The organism is Kitasatospora sp. NPDC088742 (assembly GCF_055584905.1).
Genome location: NZ_JBVJLD010000002.1, coordinates 110,792 through 131,933, shown reverse-complemented (window position 1 = coordinate 131,933; position 21,142 = coordinate 110,792). Strand labels below are relative to the sequence as shown.

Below are 21,142 nucleotides of genomic sequence, written 5' to 3'. Positions count from 1 at the left end.
CCCGTGGCCGTCGTCGGGGTCAGCCGCCGATGTGGAGCCAGCCGTTCGGGTCGGCGGCGAGGCCGTGGTGGAGGTCGGTGAGGGCGGTGCGGAGGGCGTGGGTGACGGGGCCGGTGGTGCCGTCGCCGATGGTCCAGTCGCCGTCGCGGTCGCGGACCAGGCCGACCGGGGTGACGACGGCGGCGGTGCCGCAGGCGAAGACCTCGGTGACGGTGCCGTCGGCGCACTCGCGGCGCCACTGGTCGAGGGTGATGCGCTCCTCGCCGGTGCGGTAGCCGAGCCGTTCGGCGAGGGCGAGCAGGGAGTTGCGGGTGACGCCGGGGAGGAGGGTGCCGGTGAGCTGAGGGGTGATCACCTGGGCGTCGGGGCCGGTGCCGCGGACCAGGAACATGTTCATCCCGCCCATCTCCTCGATGTACCTGCGCTCCAGCGCGTCCAGCCAGACCACCTGCTGGCAGCCGAGCGCCTCGGCCTCGCGCTGGGCCACGAAGGAGGGCGCGTAGTTGCCGGCGATCTTCACGTTGCCGGTGCCGCCGGGGAAGGCGCGGACGTAGTCGTGGCTGACGTGCACCGAGACGGTCGAGGTGTTGTCGCCGAAGAAGCCGCCGGCCACGAAGGCCATCAGCAGGAAGCGGTAGGTGCGGGACGGACGGAGCATCAGCGAGGTGTCCGTGCCGAAGATCATCGGGCGGATGTAGATGCTGTGCGCGGGGTCGTCGGAGAGCTGGCCCTGGTCGGCCTCGATCAGCTGGTCGATGACCGAGACGAAGGTCTCGACCGGGAGCTCGGGGATCGCGAGCCGGGCGCAGGAGCGCTGGAAGCGGAGCGCGTGGTCGCGGGAGCGCCAGGTCCCCACGGTGCCGTCGGCCCGGCGGTGGGCCTTGAGGCCCTCGAAGGCGACCTGGCCGTAGTGCAGGCCGATCATCGCGGGGTGGATGGAGAGGTTCTCCAGCGGGCCGAGCAGCGGGGCGGACCAGCCGTCCCGCTCGTTCCAGTCCATCGAGATCATGTGCGCGGTGAAGGACTCGCCGTGGCCGGGGTTGGTGATGACCTGGGCGGCGGGCTCGACGGTGGTGGTCATGGTGGTCTCCTCGGAGGTGATGGCCGGTCAGACGAGCGGGGCGAAGAAGTAGGTGTCGCGGGTGGCGAACAGGCCGTCGGGGCGGACGGTGAAGCTGTCGGCGAAGCGCAGGTCCACCGGGGCGCCGGAGTGCAGCAGGCCGTGGAACTCGCCGAACACGCCGACCGTCGCGCCGTCCGCGAGCACCGTGGTGAGGGTGTGGGCGCCGGAGGCGATGGTGCGGTCGCGGCCGTAGAAGCCGAGCAGGCCCTCGGGGCCGGTCATCAGCCCGTAGCCGGGGCGGCGGTACTCCGCGTCGGGGGCGAACAGCGCGGCCAGGCCGGCGGCGTCCCCGGTGTCGACCAGGTGGTAGAAGCGGCGGACCACGGAGACGGCGGAGGCAGAGGTGGTGGGGGACTCGAGGTCGGGGCTGGTGGTCATCGGTCCTCTTCGGGGAGCGTGGGGAGTAGGGGGAGAAGGGGGAGCAGGGCGGCGGTCAGGGTGGGCCGGATCGCGGCGAGCGGCTCCGGACGGGTCATCAGGGCGTGGGCGCTGTCGATCTCGTGGACGGTGAGCCGGCCGCCGACGTGCGGCAGCCAGAGCGCGGGGTCGGCCGAGTCGGCGGTGCGGCCGGCGGCGGCCAGGTAGAACAGCACGTCGCCGTCGAAGCGGCCGGGCGTGTGGCCGGCCAGCAGGTTGAGGTTGGCGGCGAAGACCCGGGGCAGCGCGGTGGTCAGCTCCCGGTCCAGCCCGGCCAGCGGGCCGTCGGGGTGCCGGACGGCTGCCCGGTACTCCTCCGGCGTCGGGCGGCCGTCCCGGTAGGCGTCCAGCGGGTAGCCGAGGGTGGCCAGCAGGGCGGCCAGGGTGGCGCCGTCCTCGGCGGACCACTCGCGCAGCTGGGCTGGGATCGGCGGGTAGCCGTCGAGCATCGCCAGCAGCGCCACCTCCTCACCGGCGGCGCGGAGCTGACAGGCCATCTCGTGGGCGACGGCCCCGCCGTAGGACCAGCCGAGCAGCTGGTACGGGCCCTCGGGCTGCACCCGGCGCAGCTGCTCCAGGTAGTCCTTGGCCATCTCCTCGATGGAGGCCGGGGCGGCCGAGGGTTCGGCGAAGGCCCGGGACTGCAGGCCGTAGACGGGCTGCTCGGGGTCGAGGGTGCGCAGCAGCCCGGAGAACACCCAGCTGATCCCGGCGGCCGGGTGGACGCAGAACAGCGGGGGCCGGGAGCCGCGCGGCCGCAGCGGCAGCAGCACCGCCAGCGAGTCCGACTCGGCGCCGGAGTCCAGGAGTTCGGCCAGCGCGGCCACCGTCGGGGCCTCGAAGAGCGAGCGCAGGCCGAGCCGTACGCCGAGTGCGGTGCGGATCCTGCTGACCAGGCGGGTGGCCAGCAAGGAGTGGCCGCCGAGGGCGAAGAAGTCGTCGTCCACGGTGAGGTCGGGCTGGGCGAGGGCCTCGGCGAAGAGGGTGAGCAGGACCTCTTCGCGGGGGGTGCGGGGGGCGCGTCCTTGGGCGCGCTGGGGGAGTTGGGGGGCGGGCAGGGCGCGGCGGTCGAGTTTGCCGTTGGGGGTGAGGGGGAGGGCGTCCAGCCGGACGAAGGCGCTGGGCACCATGTACTCGGGGAGCTGCCCGGCCGCGTGGCGGCGCAGCTCGGCCTCCTCCACGGGGCCGGTGACGGTGAGGTAGGCGACCAGCCGTCCGTCTCGGACGTCCAGGGCGGCCTGGAGGACCGCCGGATGGCGGGTCAACTGGGCCTCGATTTCGCCGAGTTCGATCCGCAGGCCGCGGATCTTGACCTGCTGGTCGGCCCGGCCGGCGAAGGCCAGCTGTCCGTCGGGGCGGCGGCGGACCAGGTCGCCGGTGCGGTACATCCGGCCGCCGGGCGGGCCGTACGGGTCGGCGGTGAAGCGCTCGGCGGTCAGGCCCGGCCGGTTGAGGTAGCCGCGGGTGAGGCCGGCTCCGGCCAGGTACAACTCGCCGGTGGCGCCGACCGGGACGGGGTTCAGGTGCGCGTCCAGCACGTACGCCCGGGTGTTGTCCACGGCGGTGCCGATCGGCGGGAGCGCGCCGGGGGCGGGCTCGGGGCCGAGGTCGGCGGCGGTGGCCGCCACCGTGTACTCGGTCGGGCCGTACATGTTGACCATCCGGAACGGCACGCCGGGGGCGGGCCAGCGGCGCAGGGTGTCCCCGCCCAGGTAGACCAGGCGAAGGGCGCCCGGATCGGCCGTCAGGTCGTCGAGCGAGGCCTCAAGCCGGGGAGTGGGCATGAAACAGGCGGTGATCCGGGCCTCGGCCACCCACCGGGTGAGCGCCTCGGCGTCCTCCAGCAGGGCCGGCTCGGGCAGGCAGGCGGTGCCGCCGGCGGTGAGGACGGGCCAGAGCTCCATCACCGAGGCGTCGAAGCCGGGGGTGGCGATCTGGCTGGCCCGGTCGGTGCCGGTCACGCCGTAGGCGCGGCGCATCCAGGAGCAGAGGTCGTTCAGCCCGGCGTGCTCGACCACCACGCCCTTGGGGCGGCCGGTGGAGCCCGAGGTGTAGATGACGTAGGCGGCGTCCCGCTGACCGACCGTCACCTCGGGGTCGGTGGTGGGGGCGCCCGACTGCTCGCCGTAGAGCAGGAGTTCGGCGTCGGAGAGGCGTTCGGCGAGGGAGGGTTCGGTGACCACCAGGCGCAGTCCGGCGTCCTCGGCCAGGAAGGCCAGGCGGTCGGCGGGGTAGGAGGCGTCCAGCGGGACGTACGCTGCCCCGGCCTTGAGGACGGCCAGCAGGGTGACCACCAGCTCCGGTCCCCGGTTCAGGCAGACCCCGACCAGGTCGCCGCGGCGGACTCCACGGGCGATCAGGTGGTGGGCCAACTCGTTGGCGGCGGAGTCGAGTCGGCGGTAGCTGAGCAGTCCGTCCGGGTGCTCCAGGGCGGGTGCGTCCGGGGTCAGCCAGGCGTGTTCGGCGATCAGCTCGTGCACCGGGGCGGTGGTCGGTTCGCTGACCGGACCGGAGGCCAGGGCGGCGGTGTGCTCCTTCTCGGTGAGCAGAGCGAGGGTGCCGATCGGGCGGTCCGGGTCGGCGAGCGCCGCGTCCAGCAGTCGGAGCAGCTGGGCCAGCAGGCGGTCCACCGAGCCGTGGTCCAGCAGGTCGGTGGCGTAGTCGGCGGTCAGCCGCAGTCCGTCCTCGGTCTCGGCCACGGCCAGGGTGAGGTCGAACTTGGCCGATCCGGTGCCGATCGCCACCGGGGTGGTGGTCAGGCCCGGGTAGGAGGCGGGGTGCCCGGCGCCGGGCGGCTGGGTGAGCAGCATGATCTGGAAGAGCGGGTGGCGGGAGAGCGAGCGCGCCGGGTTGGCCTCCTCCACCAGGCGCTCGAAGGGGACGTCCTGGTGGGCGTAGGCGGCCAGCGCCGTCTCCCGGGCCCGGTGCAGCAGTTGACGGAAGCTCGGGTCGCCGGAGGCGTCGGTGCGCAGCACCAGGGTGTTGACGAAGAAGCCGACCAGGTCGTCCAGTGCCTCGTCGGTACGCCCGGCGGTGGCGGTGCCGATCGGGATGTCGGTGCCCACCCCGAGCCGGGCCAGCAGGGCGGCCAGCGCGGCCTGCACCACCATGTAGGTGGTGGCGTGCTGGGCGCGGGCGAAGCCGAGCAGCCGGGCCTGCAGCGCGGGGCTGCCGGTGGCGGTGGCGGCGGCTCCCCGGAAGGTCGGCCGGGCCGGGCGGGGGCGGTCCAGCGGGACGGTGACCTCGTCCGGGATCCCGGTCAAGGTCTCGCGCCAGTGGGTGAGTTGGGCCGAGAGCAGGCTCTCCGGATCCTGGTCGGAGCCGAGCAGCTCCCGCTGCCAGAGGGTGTAGTCGGCGTACTGGACCGGCAGTGGCGTCCAGGCGGGGGCCGCGTCCTCGGAGCGGGCCCGGTAGGCGTCGGCCAGGTCGCGCAGCAGCGGGCCCAGCGACCAGCCGTCGGTGGCGATGTGGTGGGTCACCAGCAGCAGCACCCGCTCCTCCGGGCCGGTCCGGAACAGTACGGCGCGCAAGGGGAGTTCGGCCGTGAGGTCGAAGACGTGGCCGCCGGCGGCGGCCAGGGCGGCGTCCAGGCCCTCCTCGGTGACGGTGGTCTCGGTCCACTCCGGGGCGGTGCCGGCGGGCAGCACGTGCTGGAGCGGGCCGTCCGCGCCCTCCAGGTAGGTGGTGCGCAGGATCTCGTGACGGTCGGTCAGGTCGGTGAGTGCCCGGCGCAGCGCCGCGGTGTCCAACTCCCCGCTCAGCCGGAGCGCGTGGGGCAGGTTGTAGGCCGCGCTCGGCCCCTGCACCTGCTCGTGGAACCAGAGCCGGGCCTGTGCGGGGGAGAGCGGGGCGGTGGTACCGCGCTCGGCCGGGAGCAGCGCGGGGCGCAGGGCCCCGGTGGTGCCCAGGTGGCCGACCAGCTCGGCCACGGTGGGGGCCTCGAAGACGGACCGGACCGTGAGTTCGGCGCCGAGCGTGGTGCGGACTCGGCTGATCAACCGGGTGACCAGCAGGGAGTGGCCGCCGAGGTCGAAGAAGGAGTCGTCGACGGAGACCCCGTCCGCGCCGAGCAGTTCGGCGTAGATTCCGCAGAGCAGCTCCTCGGTGGTGGTGCGGGGGGCGCGTCCTTCGGCACGCTCGGGGAGTTCGGGGGCGGGCAGGGCGCGGCGGTCGAGCTTGCCGTTGGGGGTGAGCGGCAGGGCGTCCAGCTGCACGAAGGCGGCGGGCACCATGTAGGCGGGCAGCCACTCGGCCGCGTAGGCGGCCAACTCGGCTGCCTCCAGCGGGCGGTGACCGGTCAGGTAGGCCACCAGGCGCCTGTCGCCGGGGCGGTCCTCGCGGACCAGCACGGCGGTCTGCGCCACCTCGGGATGCCTGGTCAGCAGGGCCTCGATCTCGCCGAGCTCGATCCGCAGGCCGCGGATCTTCACCTGCTGGTCGGCCCGGCCGAGGAAGGCCAGCTGCCCGTCCGGCCGCCACCGCACCAAGTCGCCCGTGCGGTACATGCGTTCGCCCTCGCCGCCGTACGGGCAGGCCGGGAAGCGCTCGGCGGTCAGGCCGGGGCGGCCCAAATAGCCGCGGGTGAGGCCCGCTCCGGCGAGGTACAACTCGCCGGTGGCGCCGACCGGGACGGGCCGCAGGTACTCGTCCAGCACGTAGGCCCGGTTGTTGGCGGCCGGGCGGCCGATCGGGGGCAGCGCACCGGGGGCGGGCTCGGGTCCGAGGTCGGCCGAGGTGGTGGTGACGGAGAACTCGGTCGGGCCGTACTGGTTGGACATCCGGAACGGCACGCCCGGCTCCGGCCAGCGGCGCAGGGTGTCACCGCCCAGGTAGAGCAGGCGCAGCGCGCCGGGGCGGGCGGTCAGGTCGTCGAGCGCGGCCTCCATCCGGGGGGTCGGCATGTAGCAGGCGGTGATGCCCGACTCGGCCACCCAGCGGGTCAAGGCCTCGGCGTCGTCCAGCAGTTGCGGAGTCGGCAGGCAGGCGGTGCCGCCGGCCACCAGGATCGACCAGAGCTCCATCACCGAGGAGTCGAAGCCGGGGGTGGCGATCTGGCTGGCCCGGTCGGCGGCGGTCAGCCCGTATTCGTGGACCATCCACTCGGTCAGGTTGGTCAGCCCGCCGTGCTCGCAGACCACGCCCTTGGGGCGGCCGGTGGAGCCGGAGGTGTAGATCACGTACGCGGCGTCGTGCGGGTGCACCGTCACGGCCGGGGCCTCGTCGGAGGCGCCCGACTGCTCGCCGTGGAGCAGGAGTCGGGGGCCGGAGAGCTGCCCGGCGAGGGAGGGTTCGGTGACCACCAGGCGCAGCCCGGCGTCCTCGGCGATGTAGGCGAGGCGCTCGGCCGGGTAGGAGGCGTCCAGCGGGACGTACGCCGCCCCGGCCTTGAGCACGGCCAGCAGGGTGACCACCTGCTCGGTGCCGCGGCCCAGGCAGACCCCGACCAGGTCGCCACGGCGGACTCCCCGGGCGATCAGGTGCTGCGCCAACTGATTGCCACGGGAGTCGAGTTGACGGTACGACAGGACGGTCTCGCCGCACTCCAGGGCGGGTGCGTCCGGGGCCAGCCGGGCGTGCTCGGCGATCACCTCGGGCACCCGGCGGTCGGTGCGGAAGGGCACGGCGGTGTCGTTCCACCCGTGCAGCACCGTCTCCAGCTCCTGCCCGCCGAGCAGGTCGTGCCGGCCGACCGGGAGCTCCGGGGCGTCGAGGGCCGCCTCCAGCAGGCGCAGGAAGCGCTCCAGCATGCGCTGCACCGTTGCGGCGTCCAGCAGTTCGGCGGCGTAGTCGGCGTTGAGCCGCAGGCCCTCCGGGGTCTCGGTGACGGCCAGGGTCAGGTCGAACTTGACGGTGCTGGTGCCGACCGGGACCGGACCCGCCGTCAGACCGGCGAAGCCCTCGCCGCCGCCGGTCGCGGAGACCGGGGGCTGGGCGAGCAGCATGATCTGGAAGAGCGGGTGGCGGGCCAGGCTGCGGGCCGGGTTGAGCTCCTCCACCAGGCGCTCGAACGGCACGTCCTGGTGGGCGTAGGCGGCCAGGTCGGTCTCCCGGACCCGGGCCACCAGTTGGTCGAAGCTGGGCTCGCCGGAGACGTCGGTGCGCAGCACCAGGGTGTTGACGAAGAATCCGACCAGGTCGTCCAGCGCCTCGTCGGTGCGCCCGGCGGTGGCGGTGCCGATCGGGATGTCGGTGCCCGCGCCGAGCCGGGAGAGCAGGGCGGCGAGCACGGCCTGCGCGGCCATGTGGAGGGTGACGTGCCGCTCCCGGGTGAAGGCGAGCAGCCGGGCCTGCAGCTCGGGCGAGCTGGTCAGGCCGACCGCCGCGCCCCGCTGGGTGGGTGCCGCCGGGCGCGGGCGGTCCAGTGGCAGGGTGACCTCGTCCGGCAGTCCGGCCAGGGTCTCGCGCCAGTGGGCGAGTTGACGGCTGAGCAGGGACTCGGGGTCCTCGTCGGTGCCCAGCAGCTCGCGCTGCCAGCGGGTGTAGTCGGTGTACTGGACCGGCAGCGGCCGCCAGTCCGGTGCCGCGCCCTCGCGGCGGGCCCGGTAGGCGGTGGCCAGGTCGCGGCTGAACGGGCCGAGCGACCAGCCGTCGGTGGCGATGTGGTGCAGCACCAGCAGCAGCACGTGCTCCTGCTCGCCGAGCCGGTAGAGGTACGGGCGCAGGGGCAGGTCGGCGGCCAGGTCGAACGGCAGGTCGCCGGCCCGGGCCAGCTCGGCGCGCAGACCGTCCGCGTCGACCTCCTCGAACGCCCAGACCGGGCGGGCGAGTCCGGGCTCCCGGACCACCTGCCGCGGCTCGCCGTCGACCTCCCGGTACCCGGTGCGGAGCACCTCGTGCCGGGCGATCACGTCGTCCAGGGCCTGCTCCAGCGCGGCCCGGTCCAGCTCCCCGGCCAGCCGGATCGCGTACGGGAAGTTGTAGGCGGTGCTCGCGGCGCCCTGGGCCTGCTGGTGGAACCAGAGCCGGGCCTGCGCGGGGGAGAGCGGGGCGCTCGGACCCTGGGCGGATGGGCGCAGGACGGGGCGGGAGGTGTCGGTGGTGGAGAGCTGGGGCACCAGCTCGGCCACGGTGGGGGCCTCGAAGACGGACCGGACGGTGAGTTCGGCGCCGAGCGTGGTGCGGACTCGGCTGATCAGCCGGGTGACCAGCAGGGAGTGGCCGCCGAGGTCGAAGAAGGAGTCGTCGACGGAGACCTCGTCCACGCCGAGCAGTTCGGCGAAGATGCCGCAGAGCAGCTCCTCGCGGGTGTCGCGCGGTGCCCGTCCGCCGCCCCGGCCCGGCAGTTCGACGGGAGGCAGGGCGCGCCGGTCCAGTTTGCCGTTGGGGGTGAGCGGCAGGGCGTCCAGCTGCGCGAAGACGGTGGGCACCATGTAGTCCGGGAGCCAGTGCGCGCAGTGGCGGCGCAGCTCGGCCGGGTCGAGCGGCTCGGTGGCGGTCAGGTAGGCGACCAGCCGGTCCCGTTGGACGTCCAGCACGGTCTGGACGACAGCCGGGTACTTGGCCAACAGGGCCTCGATCTCGCCGAGTTCGATCCGCAGGCCGCGGATCTTGACCTGCTGGTCGGCGCGGCCGGCGAAGGCCAGCTGTCCGTCGGGGCGGCGGCGGACCAGGTCGCCGGTGCGGTACATCCGGCCGCCGGGCGGGCCGTACGGGTCGGCGGTGAAGCGTTCGGCGGTGAGGCCGGGCCGGTTGAGGTAGCCGCGGGTGAGGCCGGCTCCGGCGAGGTAGAGCTCGCCGGTGGCGCCGACCGGGACGGGGCGCAGGTGCGCGTCCAGCACGTAGGCGTGGGTGTTGTCCACGGCGGTGCCGATCGGCGGGAGCGCGCCGGGGGCGGGCTCGGGGCCCAGGTCGGCGGCGGTGGCCGCGACGGTGAACTCGGTGGGGCCGTACTGGTTGGACATCCGGAACGGGACGCCGGGGGCGGGCCAGCGGCGCAGGGTGTCGCCGCCCAGGTAGACCAGGCGTAGCGCGCCCGGATCGGCGGTGAGGTCGTCGAGCGAGGCCTCCAGGCGGGGGGTGGGCATGAAGCAGACGGTGATCCGCTGTTGGGCGATCCACCGGGTCAGTGCCTCGGCGTCCTCCAGCAGCCGCTCGTCGGGCAGGCAGGCGGTGCCGCCGGCCACCAGCACCGGCCAGAGCTCGATCACCGAGGAGTCGAAGCCGGGCGTGGAGACCTGGCTGGCCCGGTCGGCGGGGGAGTGGCCGAACTCGCGCAGCATCCAGGCGCAGAGGTCGCTCAGCCCGGCGTGCTCGACCACCACGCCCTTGGGGCGGCCGGTGGAGCCCGAGGTGTGGATGACGTACGCGGCCTCGCGCTGATGGACCGTCACCCCCGGGTCGGCGGTGGAGGCCCCGGCCTGCTCGCCGTAGAGCACCGGCACGGCCTCGCTCTCGGGCAGCCGCTCCAGCAGCCCGGGCTCGGTCACCACCAGGGGGAGGGCGGCGTCCTCGACGATGTAGGTGAGGCGCTCGGCCGGATAGGAGGCGTCCAGGGTGACGTAGGCGGAGCCGGTCTTCAGGACGGCCAGCAGGGTGACGATCCGTTCGACCGAGCGCCCCAGGCAGATCCCGACCAGCCGGCCGGGCGCGGCGCCCAGCGGGATCAAGTGGTTGGCCAACTGGTTGGCCCGGGCGTCGAGTTCGGCGTAGCTCAGCCGGAGCTCGCCCGCCTCGACGGCGATCGCGTCCGGGGCGGTGCGGGCCCGCTCAGCGATCAGCTCGTGCACCGGCACGGTGGCCGGGGCGGTCAGCCTGCCGGGTGCCAGCGCGGCGCGCTCCTCCTCCTCGGTGAGCAGCGGCAGCCGGCTGACCGGCAGCTCCGGGTCGGCCAGCGCGGCGTCCAGCAGCCGCAGCAGCTGGGCCAGCAGCCGGCGGACGGTGTCGGCGTCGAGCACCTCGGTGGCGAAGTCGGCGTTCAGCACCAGCCGGCGGGCGGACTCGCCCACGGCCAGTGTGAGGTCGAACTTCACCGCGTCGGTGCCGACCGGGAGGACGGCACTCTCCAGCCCGGCGAACTCCGGCCCGCCGCCGCCCTCCTCACCGGCCTGCCGGGCCAGCAGCATGATCTGGAACAGCGGGTGGCGGGCCAGGCTGCGGGCCGGGTTGAGCTCCTCCACCAGGCGCTCGAAGGGCACGTCCTGGTGGGCGAAGGCGGTCAGGTCCGCCTCCTTGACCCGGCGCACCAGCTCGGCGAAGCCCGGGTCGCCGGAGGCGTCGGTGCGCAGCACCAGGGTGTTGACGAAGAATCCGACCAGGTCGTCCAGCGCCTCGTCACCGCGCCCGGCGGTGGCGGTGCCGATCGGGACGTCCGTGCCCGAGCCGAGCCGGGTCATCAGGGTGACCAGCGCGGCCTGCACCACCATGAAGCCGGTGGCGCCGTGCTCCCGGGCGAAGGCGGTCAGCCGGGTGTACAGCTCGCGGGAGCTGACGGCGGAGACCGCCGTGCCCTTGTGCGCCGGGACGGCCGGGCGGGGCCGGTCCAGCGGGAGGGCCACCTCGTCCGGCAGGCCGGCCAGGGCCTCGCGCCAGTGGGCGAGTTGGGCCGAGAGCAGGCTCTCCGGATCCTGGTCGGAGCCGAGCAGCTCCTGCTGCCAGAGGGTGTAGTCGGTGTACTGGACCGGCAGCGGCTCCCACTCCGGGGCCGCCCCGCCGCGGCGGGCGGTGTAGGCGGCGGCCAGGTCGCGGACCAGCGGGCCGAGCGACCAGCCGTCGGTGGCGATGTGGTGCATCACCAGCAGCAGCACGTGCTCGCGCCCGCCGTCCAGGCGGTACAGGAAGGGGCGGATCGGCAGGTCGGTGGTGAGGTCGAAGGTGAGGTTACAGGCCCGGTCCAGCTCGGCGGGCAGGCCCTGCTCGGTGGTCTCGGCCACCGTCCAGTCGGGCCGGGCGAGTCCGGGGTCCAGCACCCGCTGGTACGGGTGGCCGCCGTCCTCGCCGTAGGTGGTGCGCAGCGCCTCGTGCCGGGTGAGCACGTCGGCCAGCGCCAGGCGCAGCGCCCCGGTGTCCAACTCGCCGCGCAGGCGCAGCGCGTGGGGCAGGTTGTAGGCGGAGCTGGTGCCGGCGATCTGCTCGTAGAACCAGAGCCGGGCCTGGGCGTAGGAGAGCGGGATCACGAGGTGACCTCCTTGGACCGGGCCCGCAGGGCCGGACGGGCGCGGACGGCGGTGGTCAGGCGGCCGGTCAGGTCGGCCACCGTGGGCGCCTCGAAGACGGCCTTGATGGTGAGTTCGGCGGCGAGCACCGAACGGACCCGGCTGATCAGGCGGGTGACCAGCAGGGAGTGGCCGCCGAGCTCGAAGAAGTTGTCGTCGATGCCGACGGTCTCCAGGGAGAGGATCTCGGCGAACAGGCCGCAGAGCTTCTCCTCCTTCTCGTCCCGCGGGCCTCGCCCGGCCGGACGCTGCGTCAGGTCGGGTGCCGGGAGGGCGCGCCGGTCGAGCTTGCCGGTGGGCGTCATCGGCAGTGCGTCCAGCTGGACGAAGGCGGAGGGCACCATGTACTCGGGCAGCCGCTCGGCGACGTGGGCCCGCAGCGCGGCGGTGTCCACCGGGTGGTCGGCCGTCAGGTAGGCCACCAGGCGCCTGTCGCCGGGCTGGTCCTCGCGGACCACCACCGCCGTCTGGCCGACGGCGCCGAAGGAGGCGACCGCGGCGCGGACCTCGCCGGGTTCGACCCGGAAGCCGCGGATCTTGACCTGGTCGTCGGCGCGGCCGAGGAACTCCAGGGTGCCGTCGGGGAGCCAGCGGACCAGGTCGCCGGTGCGGTACATCCGGCTGCCGGGGGTGCCGTACGGGTTGGCGAGGAAGCGTTCGGCGGTCAGGCCGGGCTGGCCGGTGTAGCTGTGGGCCAGGCCGAGTCCGGCCATGTGCAGCTCGCCGGCCACACCGGGGGCAACCAGGTTCAAGTACTGGTCCAGCACCCAGAGTTGCTTGCCGTTCAGGGCGCGGCCGACCGGGATGGAAGGGCGTTCCGCGTCGGCGGCGGTGATGTGGTGGGCGACGGTGAAGATCATCGACTCGGCGGGCGAGTAGCCGTTGACCAGCTTCACGGACGGGTGGTCGTGGACCAGCCGCATCACGTGCGGGATAGAGGCGGCCTCGCCACCGGTCATCACCTGGCGGAGCTTCGCGAAGGTGGCCGGGTACTCGTCCAGCAGGAAGTTCAGCAGGCTGGCCGAGACGTGCAGGGTGGTCACCGCGTGTTCGGCGGCCAGCGCCGCGATCACCGTGGGCTCCGGGCGCTGGCCCGGCTGGAGCACGCAGGTGCCGCCGGAGAGCAGCGGGGAGAACAGCTCCAGGGCGAAGGCGTCCCAGGAGACCGGCGAGCACTGGAGCCAGACCTGATCGGGGCTCAGCTCCGCGAAGTCCTGCCCGAGCAGGGTGCCGACGATCGCCCGGTGCGGGGAGACCACGCCCTTCGGCGTGCCGGTGGAGCCGGAGGTGAACATCACGCAGGCGGCGTCCAACGGGCCGGCCAGCTCGGGCAGTGCGTGCCCCGGCTGTCCTGCCGCGCCCTCGACCAGCAGCTCGGGGGCGTCGATCCGGCCGCGGTTCGCGGCGTCGGTCACCACCCAACGCGTTGTGCGGGCCAGCGCGTTGAGCCGCTCGGCGGGGAACTCCGGGTCCAGCACGGTGTAGGTGCCACCGGCCTTGAGCGCGGCCAGCACCGCCACCACCAGCTCGGGGGTGCGCTCCAGGTGGATGCCGGCCACCTCGCCGCGCCGCAGGCCGCCCGCGATCAGGTGGCGGGCGAGCCGGTTCGACCGTTCCTCCAACTCCCGGTAGCTGAGGCGCTGTGCGCCGAAGACCAGGGCGGTGGCCTCCGGCCGGGCGGCGGCCTGCTCGGCGAAGACGCCGTGCACGGTGCGCTCCGGGTCCACGGTGGACGGGCCGCCGCTGAGCTGCCCGGTGAGCAGCCCGCGCTCCGCCGGGGAGAGCACGTCCACCCGGCCGACCGGCAGCTCCGGCGCGGCCAGCGCGCCCTCCAGCAGCCGGACCAGCCGGGCCGCCAACTCCTCGACGGTGCCCCGGTCGTAGAGGTCGGAGGCGTAGTCGATGTTGATCTTCAGCCCGGCCGGGGCACCGGCCTCCCGGCGCTCGGTGACGGCCACCGTCAGGTCGAACTTCACGGTGTCCACCCCGGCCGGGACGATCGAGGCCTCCAGGCCCGGGATGCTCAGCTCGGCCGCGCTGTTGTTCTGCACCACCAGCATGATCTGGAACAGCGGGTGGCGGGAGAGGGTGCGGACGGGGTTGAGCTCCTCCACCAGCCGCTCGAAGGGGATGTCCTGGTGGGCGTAGGCATCGAGGTCGGACTCCCGGACCCGCTCGACCAGTTGACGGAAGCTCGGGTCGCCGGAGAGGTCGGTGCGCAGCAGCAGGGTGTTGACGAAGAAGCCGACCAGGTCGTCCGCCGCCTCGTCCACCCGCCCGGCCACCGGGGTGCCGAGCGGGATGTCGGTGCCGCCGCAGAGCCGGGAGAGCAGGGCGGCCAGACCGGCCTGGAGCACCATGAAGAGGGTGGCCTGGTGCTCGCGGGCGAAGCTCAGCAGCCGGCCGTGCAGCTCGGCGTCGGTGCTCACCCAGACCGCGTCGCCCCGATGGCTCGGCGTGGCCGGGCGGGGGCGGTCGGTCGGGACGTTCAGCTCCTCCGGGAGTCCGGCCAACGCTCCGCGCCAGTAGGTGAGCTGCCGTGATACCAGGCTGGCCGGGTCGTCGTCCGCACCGAGCAGGGACTGCTGCCAGAGGGTGTAGTCGGCGTACTGCACCGGGAGCGGGGCCCAGTCGGGCGCCTCGCCGGCGGTGGAGCGGGCCGCGTAGGCGGCGCCCAGGTCGCGGATCAGCGGGCCCATTGACCAGCCGTCGCTGGCGATGTGGTGCATCACCAGCAGCAGCACGTGCTCCTGTGGGCCGAGGCCGAACAGGTGCACCCGCAGCGGCGGCCGGGTGGAGAGGTCGAAGCCCTGGTTGGCGGCCCGGGCGATCGCGCCGGGCAGCCCCTGCTCCGTCACCGGTGCCTCGTCCCACGGGATTTCGGCCTGCTCGGGGGAGAGCACCCGCTGGTACGGGCGGCCGGCGAACTCCTCGAAGACGGTACGCAGCACCTCGTGCCGGGCCACCACGTCGTCCACTGCGGCGCGCAGCGCGCGGGTGTCCAGGGCGCCGCGCAGCCGGACCGTCACCGGCACGTTGTAGGCCGAGCCCTGCTCCTCCAACTGGCCCAGGAACCACAGGCGTTGCTGGGCGAAGGAGAGCGGAAGGCGGTCCGGGCGGGCCACCGCGCGCAGGGCCGGGCGGGCGTGCTGGGCGCGGTCCACCCGCTTGCCGAGCCGGGCCACGGTGGGGGCCTGGAAGAGGTCCCGGATGCCGATCTCCACGCCGAGCACCGAGCGCAGCCGGCTGACCAGGCGGGTGACCAGCAGCGAGTGGCCGCCGAGGTCGAAGAAGTCGTCGTCGATGCCGACCGACTCCAGGCCGAGGATCTCCGCGAACAGGCCGCAGAGCAGTTCCTCCTGGGCGTTGCGCGGCTCGCGGCCGAGCTCGCCGCGGTTGTGGTCGGGGGCGGGCAGGGCGCGCCGGTCCAGCTTGCCGGTCGGGGTGATCGGCAGGGCCTCCAGGAAGACCACCGCCGAGGGCACCATGTACTCGGGCAGCAGCGCGGCCACGTGGGTGCGCAGCGCGGCGGCGTCCACCCCGGCGGCTTCCGGCGAGCCGTCGGTGACCACGTAGGCCACCAGGCGCCTGTCGCCCGGGCGGTCCTCGCGGACCAGCACGGCGGCCTGGCCGACCCCGGGGAAGGCGGCCAGGGTGGCGCGCACCTCGCCGGGTTCGACCCGGAAGCCGCGGATCTTGACCTGGTCGTCGGCCCGGCCGAGGAACTCCAGCACGCCGTCGCCGCGCCAGCGCACCAGGTCGCCGGTGCGGTACATCCTGGTCCCGGGCTCGCCGAACGGGCAGGCCACGAAGCGCTCGGCGGTGAGCCCGGCCTGCCCGGCGTAGCCGTGGGCCAGGCCGACGCCGGCCATGTAGAGCTCGCCGGTGACGCCGGGGGCGACCAGGCCGAGGCCGTCGTCCAGCACGTAGAGCCGCTTGTTCCCGAGCGGACGGCCGACCGGGATGGACGGGCGGGAGCCGTCGGCGGCGGTGATCTCGTGCGAGACGGTGAAGATCATCGACTCGGCGGGGGAGTAGCCGTTGACCAGCTTCACCGACGGGTGGTCGTGGACCAGTCGCATCACGTGCGGGATGGAGGCGGCCTCGCCGCCGGTCATCACCTGCCGGAGGTGGGTGAAGGTCTCGGGGTACTCGTCCAGCAGGAAGTTCAGCAGGCTGGCCGAGACGTGCAGGGTGGTGACCTGGTGGCGCGTCACCAGCTCGGCGATGACGGCCGGTTCGGGCCGCTGGCCGGGCTGGAGTACGCAGGTGCCGCCGGAGAGCAGCGGGCCGAACAGCTCCAGGGCGAAGGCGTCCCAGGAGACCGGGGCGCACTGGAGCCAGACCTGGGCCCGGTCGAAGTCCACGAAGCCCTGGCCGACCAGGGTGCCGACGATCGCCCGGTGCGGGGAGACCACGCCCTTGGGCACGCCGGTGGAGCCGGAGGTGAACATCACGCAGGCCGCGTCGCCCGGGTCGGCCGGGCCGCCGAGCGGGGTGGCCGGGTACTGCGCCACCGCCTCCGCGTCCAGATCCAGGTGCAGCTCCCGCGGGCCGTCGGGCAGGCGTCCGCCCAGCTCGGAGACGGTGAGCAGCAGGGCCGCCTCGGTGTGGCCGAGCACGGCGGCGATCCGGTCGGCCGGGAAGTCCGGGTCCAGCATGGTGTACGTGGCACCGGCCTTGAGCACCGCCAGCACGGCGGTGACCAGCTCGGTCGAGCGCTCCAGGTACACGCCCACCACGTCACCCCGGCGCAGCCCGCTCGCCACCAGGTGGCGGGCCAGGCGGTTCGCCCGCTCGTCCAACTCCCGGTAGCCGACGGTCTCCTCGCCGAAGACCAGCGCGGTGTCGAGCGGCCGGCGGGCCGCCTGCTGCTCGAACAGCTGGTGCACGCAGGCCTCGGCCGGGTACTCGGTGGTGGTGTCGTTCCAGTCCACCAGCAGCGCGCGGCGCTCCTCGCCGGAGAGGATCTCCAGCCGGCCCACCGGCACGTCCGGCTCGGAGAGCTGACCCTCCAGCAGCCGGACCAGGCGGTCCAGGATGACCTCCACCGAGGCCCGGTCGAACAGGTCGGTGGCGTACTCGGCCATCGCCCGGATGCCGGCCGGCTCGCGGTCCGCGCCGAAGGTCTCGGTGAAGCCCAGGGTGAGGTCGAACTTGGCGGTGTCGGTGGTGACGGGCGCCATCTCGGTGTCCAGGCCGGGCAGCCGGAGCTTGGCCTCGGCGTTGTTCTGCACCACCAGCATCACCTGGAACAGCGGGTGGCGGGAGAGGGTGCGGACGGGATTGAGCTCCTCCACCAGCCGCTCGAAGGGGACGTCCTGGTGGGCGTAGGCGTCGAGGTCGCTCTCCTTGACCCTGGCCACCAGCTGACGGAAGGTCGGGTCGCCGGAGAGGTCGGTGCGCAGCACCAGGGTGTTGACGAAGAACCCGACCAGGTCCTCCAGCGCGTCGTCGGTGCGCCCGGCGGTGGGCGTGCCCAGCGGGATGTCGGTGCCGGCGCCCAGCCTGGTCAGCAGCCCGGCCAGGGCGGCCTGCATCACCATGAAGAGGGTGGCGTTGTTCTCCCGGGCGAAGGCCAGCAGGCGCCGGTGCAGGTCCTGGTCCAGGTGCGCGGTGGTCACCTGGCCCTGGTTGGAGGGCAGCGCCGGGCGGGAGCGGTCGGCCGGGAGCGCGATCTCCTCCGGCAGGTCGGCCAAGGCCTCGCGCCAGAAGGCGAGTTGCTGCGAGAGCAGGCTCTCCGGGTCGTCGGCCGAGCCGAGCAGGTCCTGCTGCCAGAGGGTGTAGTCCACGTACTGCACCGGCAGCGGCTCCCACTGCGGGGCGGCCCCGTCGCAGCGCGCGGCGTAGGCGGTGGCCAGGTCGCGCATCACGGGGCCGAGCGACCAGCCGTCGCTGGCGATGTGGTGCATCACCAGCAGCAGCACGTGCTCCTCGGGGCCGACGGCGAAGATGTGGGCCCGGATGGGGAGTTCGACCATCAGGTCGAAGGCGTGCCGGGAGGCGAAGTCCAGCTCCAGCGGCAGCTCCTCGGCGTCGGTGTCCAGCACCGTCACCATCGGCCGGGCCACGCCCGGGGCCACCACCCGCTGGTAGGGCTCGCCGTCCACCTCCAGGAAGACGGTGCGCAGCGCCTCGTGCCGGCCGACCACGTCGGAGACGGCGGTGTGCAGGGCGTCCACGTCCAGCACGCCGCGCAGCCGGATGGTGTGCGCCACGTTGTACGTGCTGTTCGGCCCCTCCAGCTTGTTGAGGAACCAGAGGCGGCGCTGCGCGTACGACAGCGGGATCTCCTCGGGACGCTCTTCCATGACGTAGGACCCCTTTCGCGCCCCACGGGCGCCACGGATTCGCTCGGCGAGGCGCAGCACGGTGGGCGCCTCGAACAGGTCTCGGACGGTCAGCTCGACGCCTGCGGCGGAGCGGATACGGGCGATCAGCTTGGCGGCCAGCAGGGAGTGGCCGCCCAGGTCGAAGAAGTCGTCGTCGATCCCGGCCCGGTCCTGGCCGAGCAGCTCGGCGTAGAGGTCGCAGAGCACGGCCTCCTGCCGGGTGCGCGGCGGGCGGGACTCCTGACGGGGCGTGAGGTCGGGGACGGGCAGGGCGCGGCGGTCGAGCTTGCCGGTGGGGGTGAGCGGGAGCGCGTCGAGCCGGACGAAGGCGGCGGGCACCAGGTGCTCGGGCAGCAGCCTGGTCAGGTGGGCCCGCAGCTCGGTGGTGTCCACCGGGTGGCCGGCGGTGAAGTAGGCCACCAGGCGCTTCTGGCCGGGCCGGTCCTCGCGGACGGTGACGGCGGTCTGCGCGATGCCGGGGAAGCCGGCCAGCGCGGCGCGGACCTCGCCGGGTTCGACCCGGAAGCCGCGGATCTTGACCTGGTCGTCGGCCCGGCCGAGGAACTCCAGGGTGCCGTCGGGGAGCCAGCGGACCAGGTCGCCGGTGCGGTACATCCGGCTGCCGGGGGCGCCGTACGGGTTGGCGAGGAAGCGTTCGGCGGTCAGGCCGGGCTGGCCGGTGTAGCCGTGGGCCAGGCCGAGGCCGGACATGTAGAGCTCGCCGGGGGTGCCGGGTGGCAGTAGGGCCAAGTGGTCGTCCAGCACCCAGAGTTGCTTGCCGTTCAGGGCGCGGCCGACCGGGATGGAGGGGCGGGAGCCGTCGGCGGCGGTGATCTCGTGCGAGACGGTGAAGATCATCGACTCGGCGGGGGAGTAGCCGTTGACCAGCTTCACGGACGGGTGGTCGTGGACCAGTCGCATCACGTGCGGGATGGAGGCGGCCTCGCCGCCGGTCATCACCTGCCGGAGGTGGGTCAAGGTCTCGGGGTACTCGTCCAGTAGGAAGTTCAGCAGGCTGGCGGAGGCGTGCAGGGTGGTGACCTGGTGGCGCGTCACCAGCTCGGCGATCAGGGCCGGTTCGGGGCGCTGGCCGGGCTGGAGTACGCAGGTGCCGCCGGAGAGCAGCGGGCCGAACAGCTCCAGGGCGAAGGCGTCCCAGGAGACGGGGGAGCACTGGAGCCAGGTCTGCGCGGGGTCGAGGGAGGCGAAGTCCTGGCCGAGCAGGGTGCCGACGATCGCCCGGTGCGGGGAGACCACCCCTTTGGGGGCGCCGGTGGAGCCGGAGGTGAACATCACGCAGGCGGCGTCCAGCGGGCCGACCAGCTCGGGCGGTGCGGTGGCGGGGTGCCCTGCCGCGTCCTCGACCAGCAGCTGCGGGGCGTCGATCCGGTCGGCCAGCGCGGCCCGGGTGACGATCAGGTCCGTGCTCCTGGCCAGGGCGTTGAGCCGCTCGGCGGGGAACTCCGGGTCCAGCACGGTGTAGGTGCCACCGGCCTTGAGGACGGCGAGGACGGCCACCACCAGCTCGGGGGTGCGCTCCAGGTGGATGCCGGCCACCTCGCCGCGCCGCAGGCCGCCGGCGCGCAGGTGGTGGGCGAGCCGGTTGGAGTGCTCGTCCAACTCCCGGTAGCTGACGCGCTGTTCGCCGAAGATCAGGGCAGTGGCCTCGGGCCGGGCGGTGGCCTGCTCGGCGAAGACGCCGTGCACGGTGCGCTCCGGGTCGGTGGCGGACGGGCCGCCGCTCCACCGCCCGGTGAGGGTGCGGCGCTCCTCGGCGGAGAGCAGGTCCAGCTGCCCGACCGGGAGTTCGGGGCCGGCCAGGGCGGCCTCGACCAGCCGCAGCAGCCGCTCGCCGAAGGTCTCGACGGTGGCCCGGTCCAGCAGGTCGGTGGCGTACTTGAGCAGCACGCCGATGCCGTCCCGGTCCTCGGCCAGCTCCACGATCAGGTCGAACTTGGCCACGTCCAGGTCGATGACCTCGGCCTCTGCGGTCAGACCCGCGAAGTCGGGCCGGGCGTCCGGGCTGTTCTGCAGCACCAGCATGACCTGGAAGAGCGGGTGGCGGGCCAGGCTGCGGGCCGGGTTGAGCTCTTCCACCAGGCGCTCGAAGGGCAGGTCCTGGTGGGCGTAGGCGTCCAGGTCGGCATTCCGGACCCTGGCGACCAGCTCGCGGAAGCCCGGGTCGCCGGAGAGGTCGGTGCGCAGCACCAGGGTGTTCACGAAGAACCCGACCAGGTCCTCCAGCGCGCTGTCGGTGCGCCCGGCCACCGGGGTGCCCAGCGGGACGTCGGTGGCGCCGGTGAGCCGGGAGAGCAGGGTGGCCAGGGCCGCCTGCACCACCATGAAGAGGGTGGCGTCGTTGCGCCGGGCGAACTCCTGGATCCGGTCCCGGAGTTCGCCGTCGATCCGGGTGGCCAGCACCTGGCCGTGGTAGGAGGGTGAGGCCGGCCGGGGCCGGTCGGCGGGGAGGGTCAGCTCCTCCGGAAGGTCGGCCAGGGCCTCGCGCCAGTAGGCGAGTTGGGTGGCCATCAGGCTCTCGGGGTCCCCGGCCGCGCCCAGCAGCTCCTGCTGCCAGAGGCTGTAGTCGGTGTACTGCACCGGCAGCGGCTCCCAGTCGGGGGCGGAGCCGGTGGTGCGGGCCCGGTGGGCGGTGGCCAGGTCCCGCAGCAGCGGGGCCAGTGACCAGCCGTCGGCCGCGATGTGGTGCAGGGTCAGCAGCAGGGTGTGCTGCTCCGGGCCCTCCTCGAACAGGTCGGCGCGGACCGGGAGTTCGGCGGCGAGGTCGAAGCCGTGCGCGGCGGCGGCGCGGACGGCCCCGACCAGCTCGCCGTCGGCGGGGCGGGAGACGGACCAGGGGATCTCGGGCCGCTCCAGCACCTGCTGGTACGGGATGCCGTCCCGCTCGGTGTAGACGGTGCGCAGGGCCTCGTGCCGCTCGGCCAGGTCGGTGACCGCGGTCCGCAGGGCGGCCCGGTCGAGCGGGCCGGTGAGGCGGACGGTCAGCGGGACGTTGTAGGTGGGGCTGGGGCCCTCGATCTGGTTGAGGAACCAGAGGCGGGCCTGTGCGAAGGACAGCGGAGTCATCGGGCCTCCCGGTGCCAGGGCATTCGACCTCTCGT

At 74.0% G+C, this 21,142-nt stretch carries 4 protein-coding genes; all 4 read right to left on the bottom strand.

The genetic code is table 11. From position 1 onward, the window contains the following. Positions 1-19: 19 nt before the first annotated feature. Genes ACZ6ZR_RS02790 through ACZ6ZR_RS02775 form a run of 4 tightly spaced genes read right to left on the bottom strand, consistent with a single transcriptional unit; the run spans position 20 to position 21,107 of the window. Positions 20-1,081 carry a branched-chain amino acid aminotransferase gene (locus ACZ6ZR_RS02790; RefSeq protein ID WP_465638679.1) on the bottom strand — a complete coding sequence of 354 codons (1,062 nt, stop codon included), beginning with the start codon at positions 1,079-1,081 and terminating at the stop codon, positions 20-22. 27 nt (positions 1,082-1,108) lie between these two features. Beyond that, the gene (locus ACZ6ZR_RS02785; protein ID WP_465638677.1) at positions 1,109-1,501 is read right to left on the bottom strand and encodes a nuclear transport factor 2 family protein; all 393 of its coding nucleotides are present in this window, start codon (positions 1,499-1,501) and stop codon (positions 1,109-1,111) included. Next, positions 1,498-11,652, bottom strand: a complete 10,155-nt coding sequence (locus ACZ6ZR_RS02780) for a non-ribosomal peptide synthetase (protein ID WP_465638675.1) — start codon at positions 11,650-11,652, stop codon at positions 1,498-1,500. Before ACZ6ZR_RS02780 ends, ACZ6ZR_RS02785 begins: the two co-directional genes overlap by 4 nt. Continuing rightward, positions 11,649-21,107 carry a non-ribosomal peptide synthetase gene (locus tag ACZ6ZR_RS02775; protein WP_465638673.1) on the bottom strand — a complete coding sequence of 3,153 codons (9,459 nt, stop codon included), beginning with the start codon at positions 21,105-21,107 and terminating at the stop codon, positions 11,649-11,651. Before ACZ6ZR_RS02775 ends, ACZ6ZR_RS02780 begins: the two co-directional genes overlap by 4 nt. Between the last annotated feature and the right edge of the window lie 35 nt (positions 21,108-21,142).

Coding starts and splice junctions, on each gene's coding strand:
- ACZ6ZR_RS02790 (WP_465638679.1), bottom strand. CDS start 1,081: ATGACCACCACCGTCGAGCCCGCCGCCCAGGTCATCACCAACCCCGGC.
- ACZ6ZR_RS02785 (WP_465638677.1), bottom strand. CDS start 1,501: ATGACCACCAGCCCCGACCTCGAGTCCCCCACCACCTCTGCCTCCGCC.
- ACZ6ZR_RS02775 (WP_465638673.1), bottom strand. CDS start 21,107: ATGACTCCGCTGTCCTTCGCACAGGCCCGCCTCTGGTTCCTCAACCAG.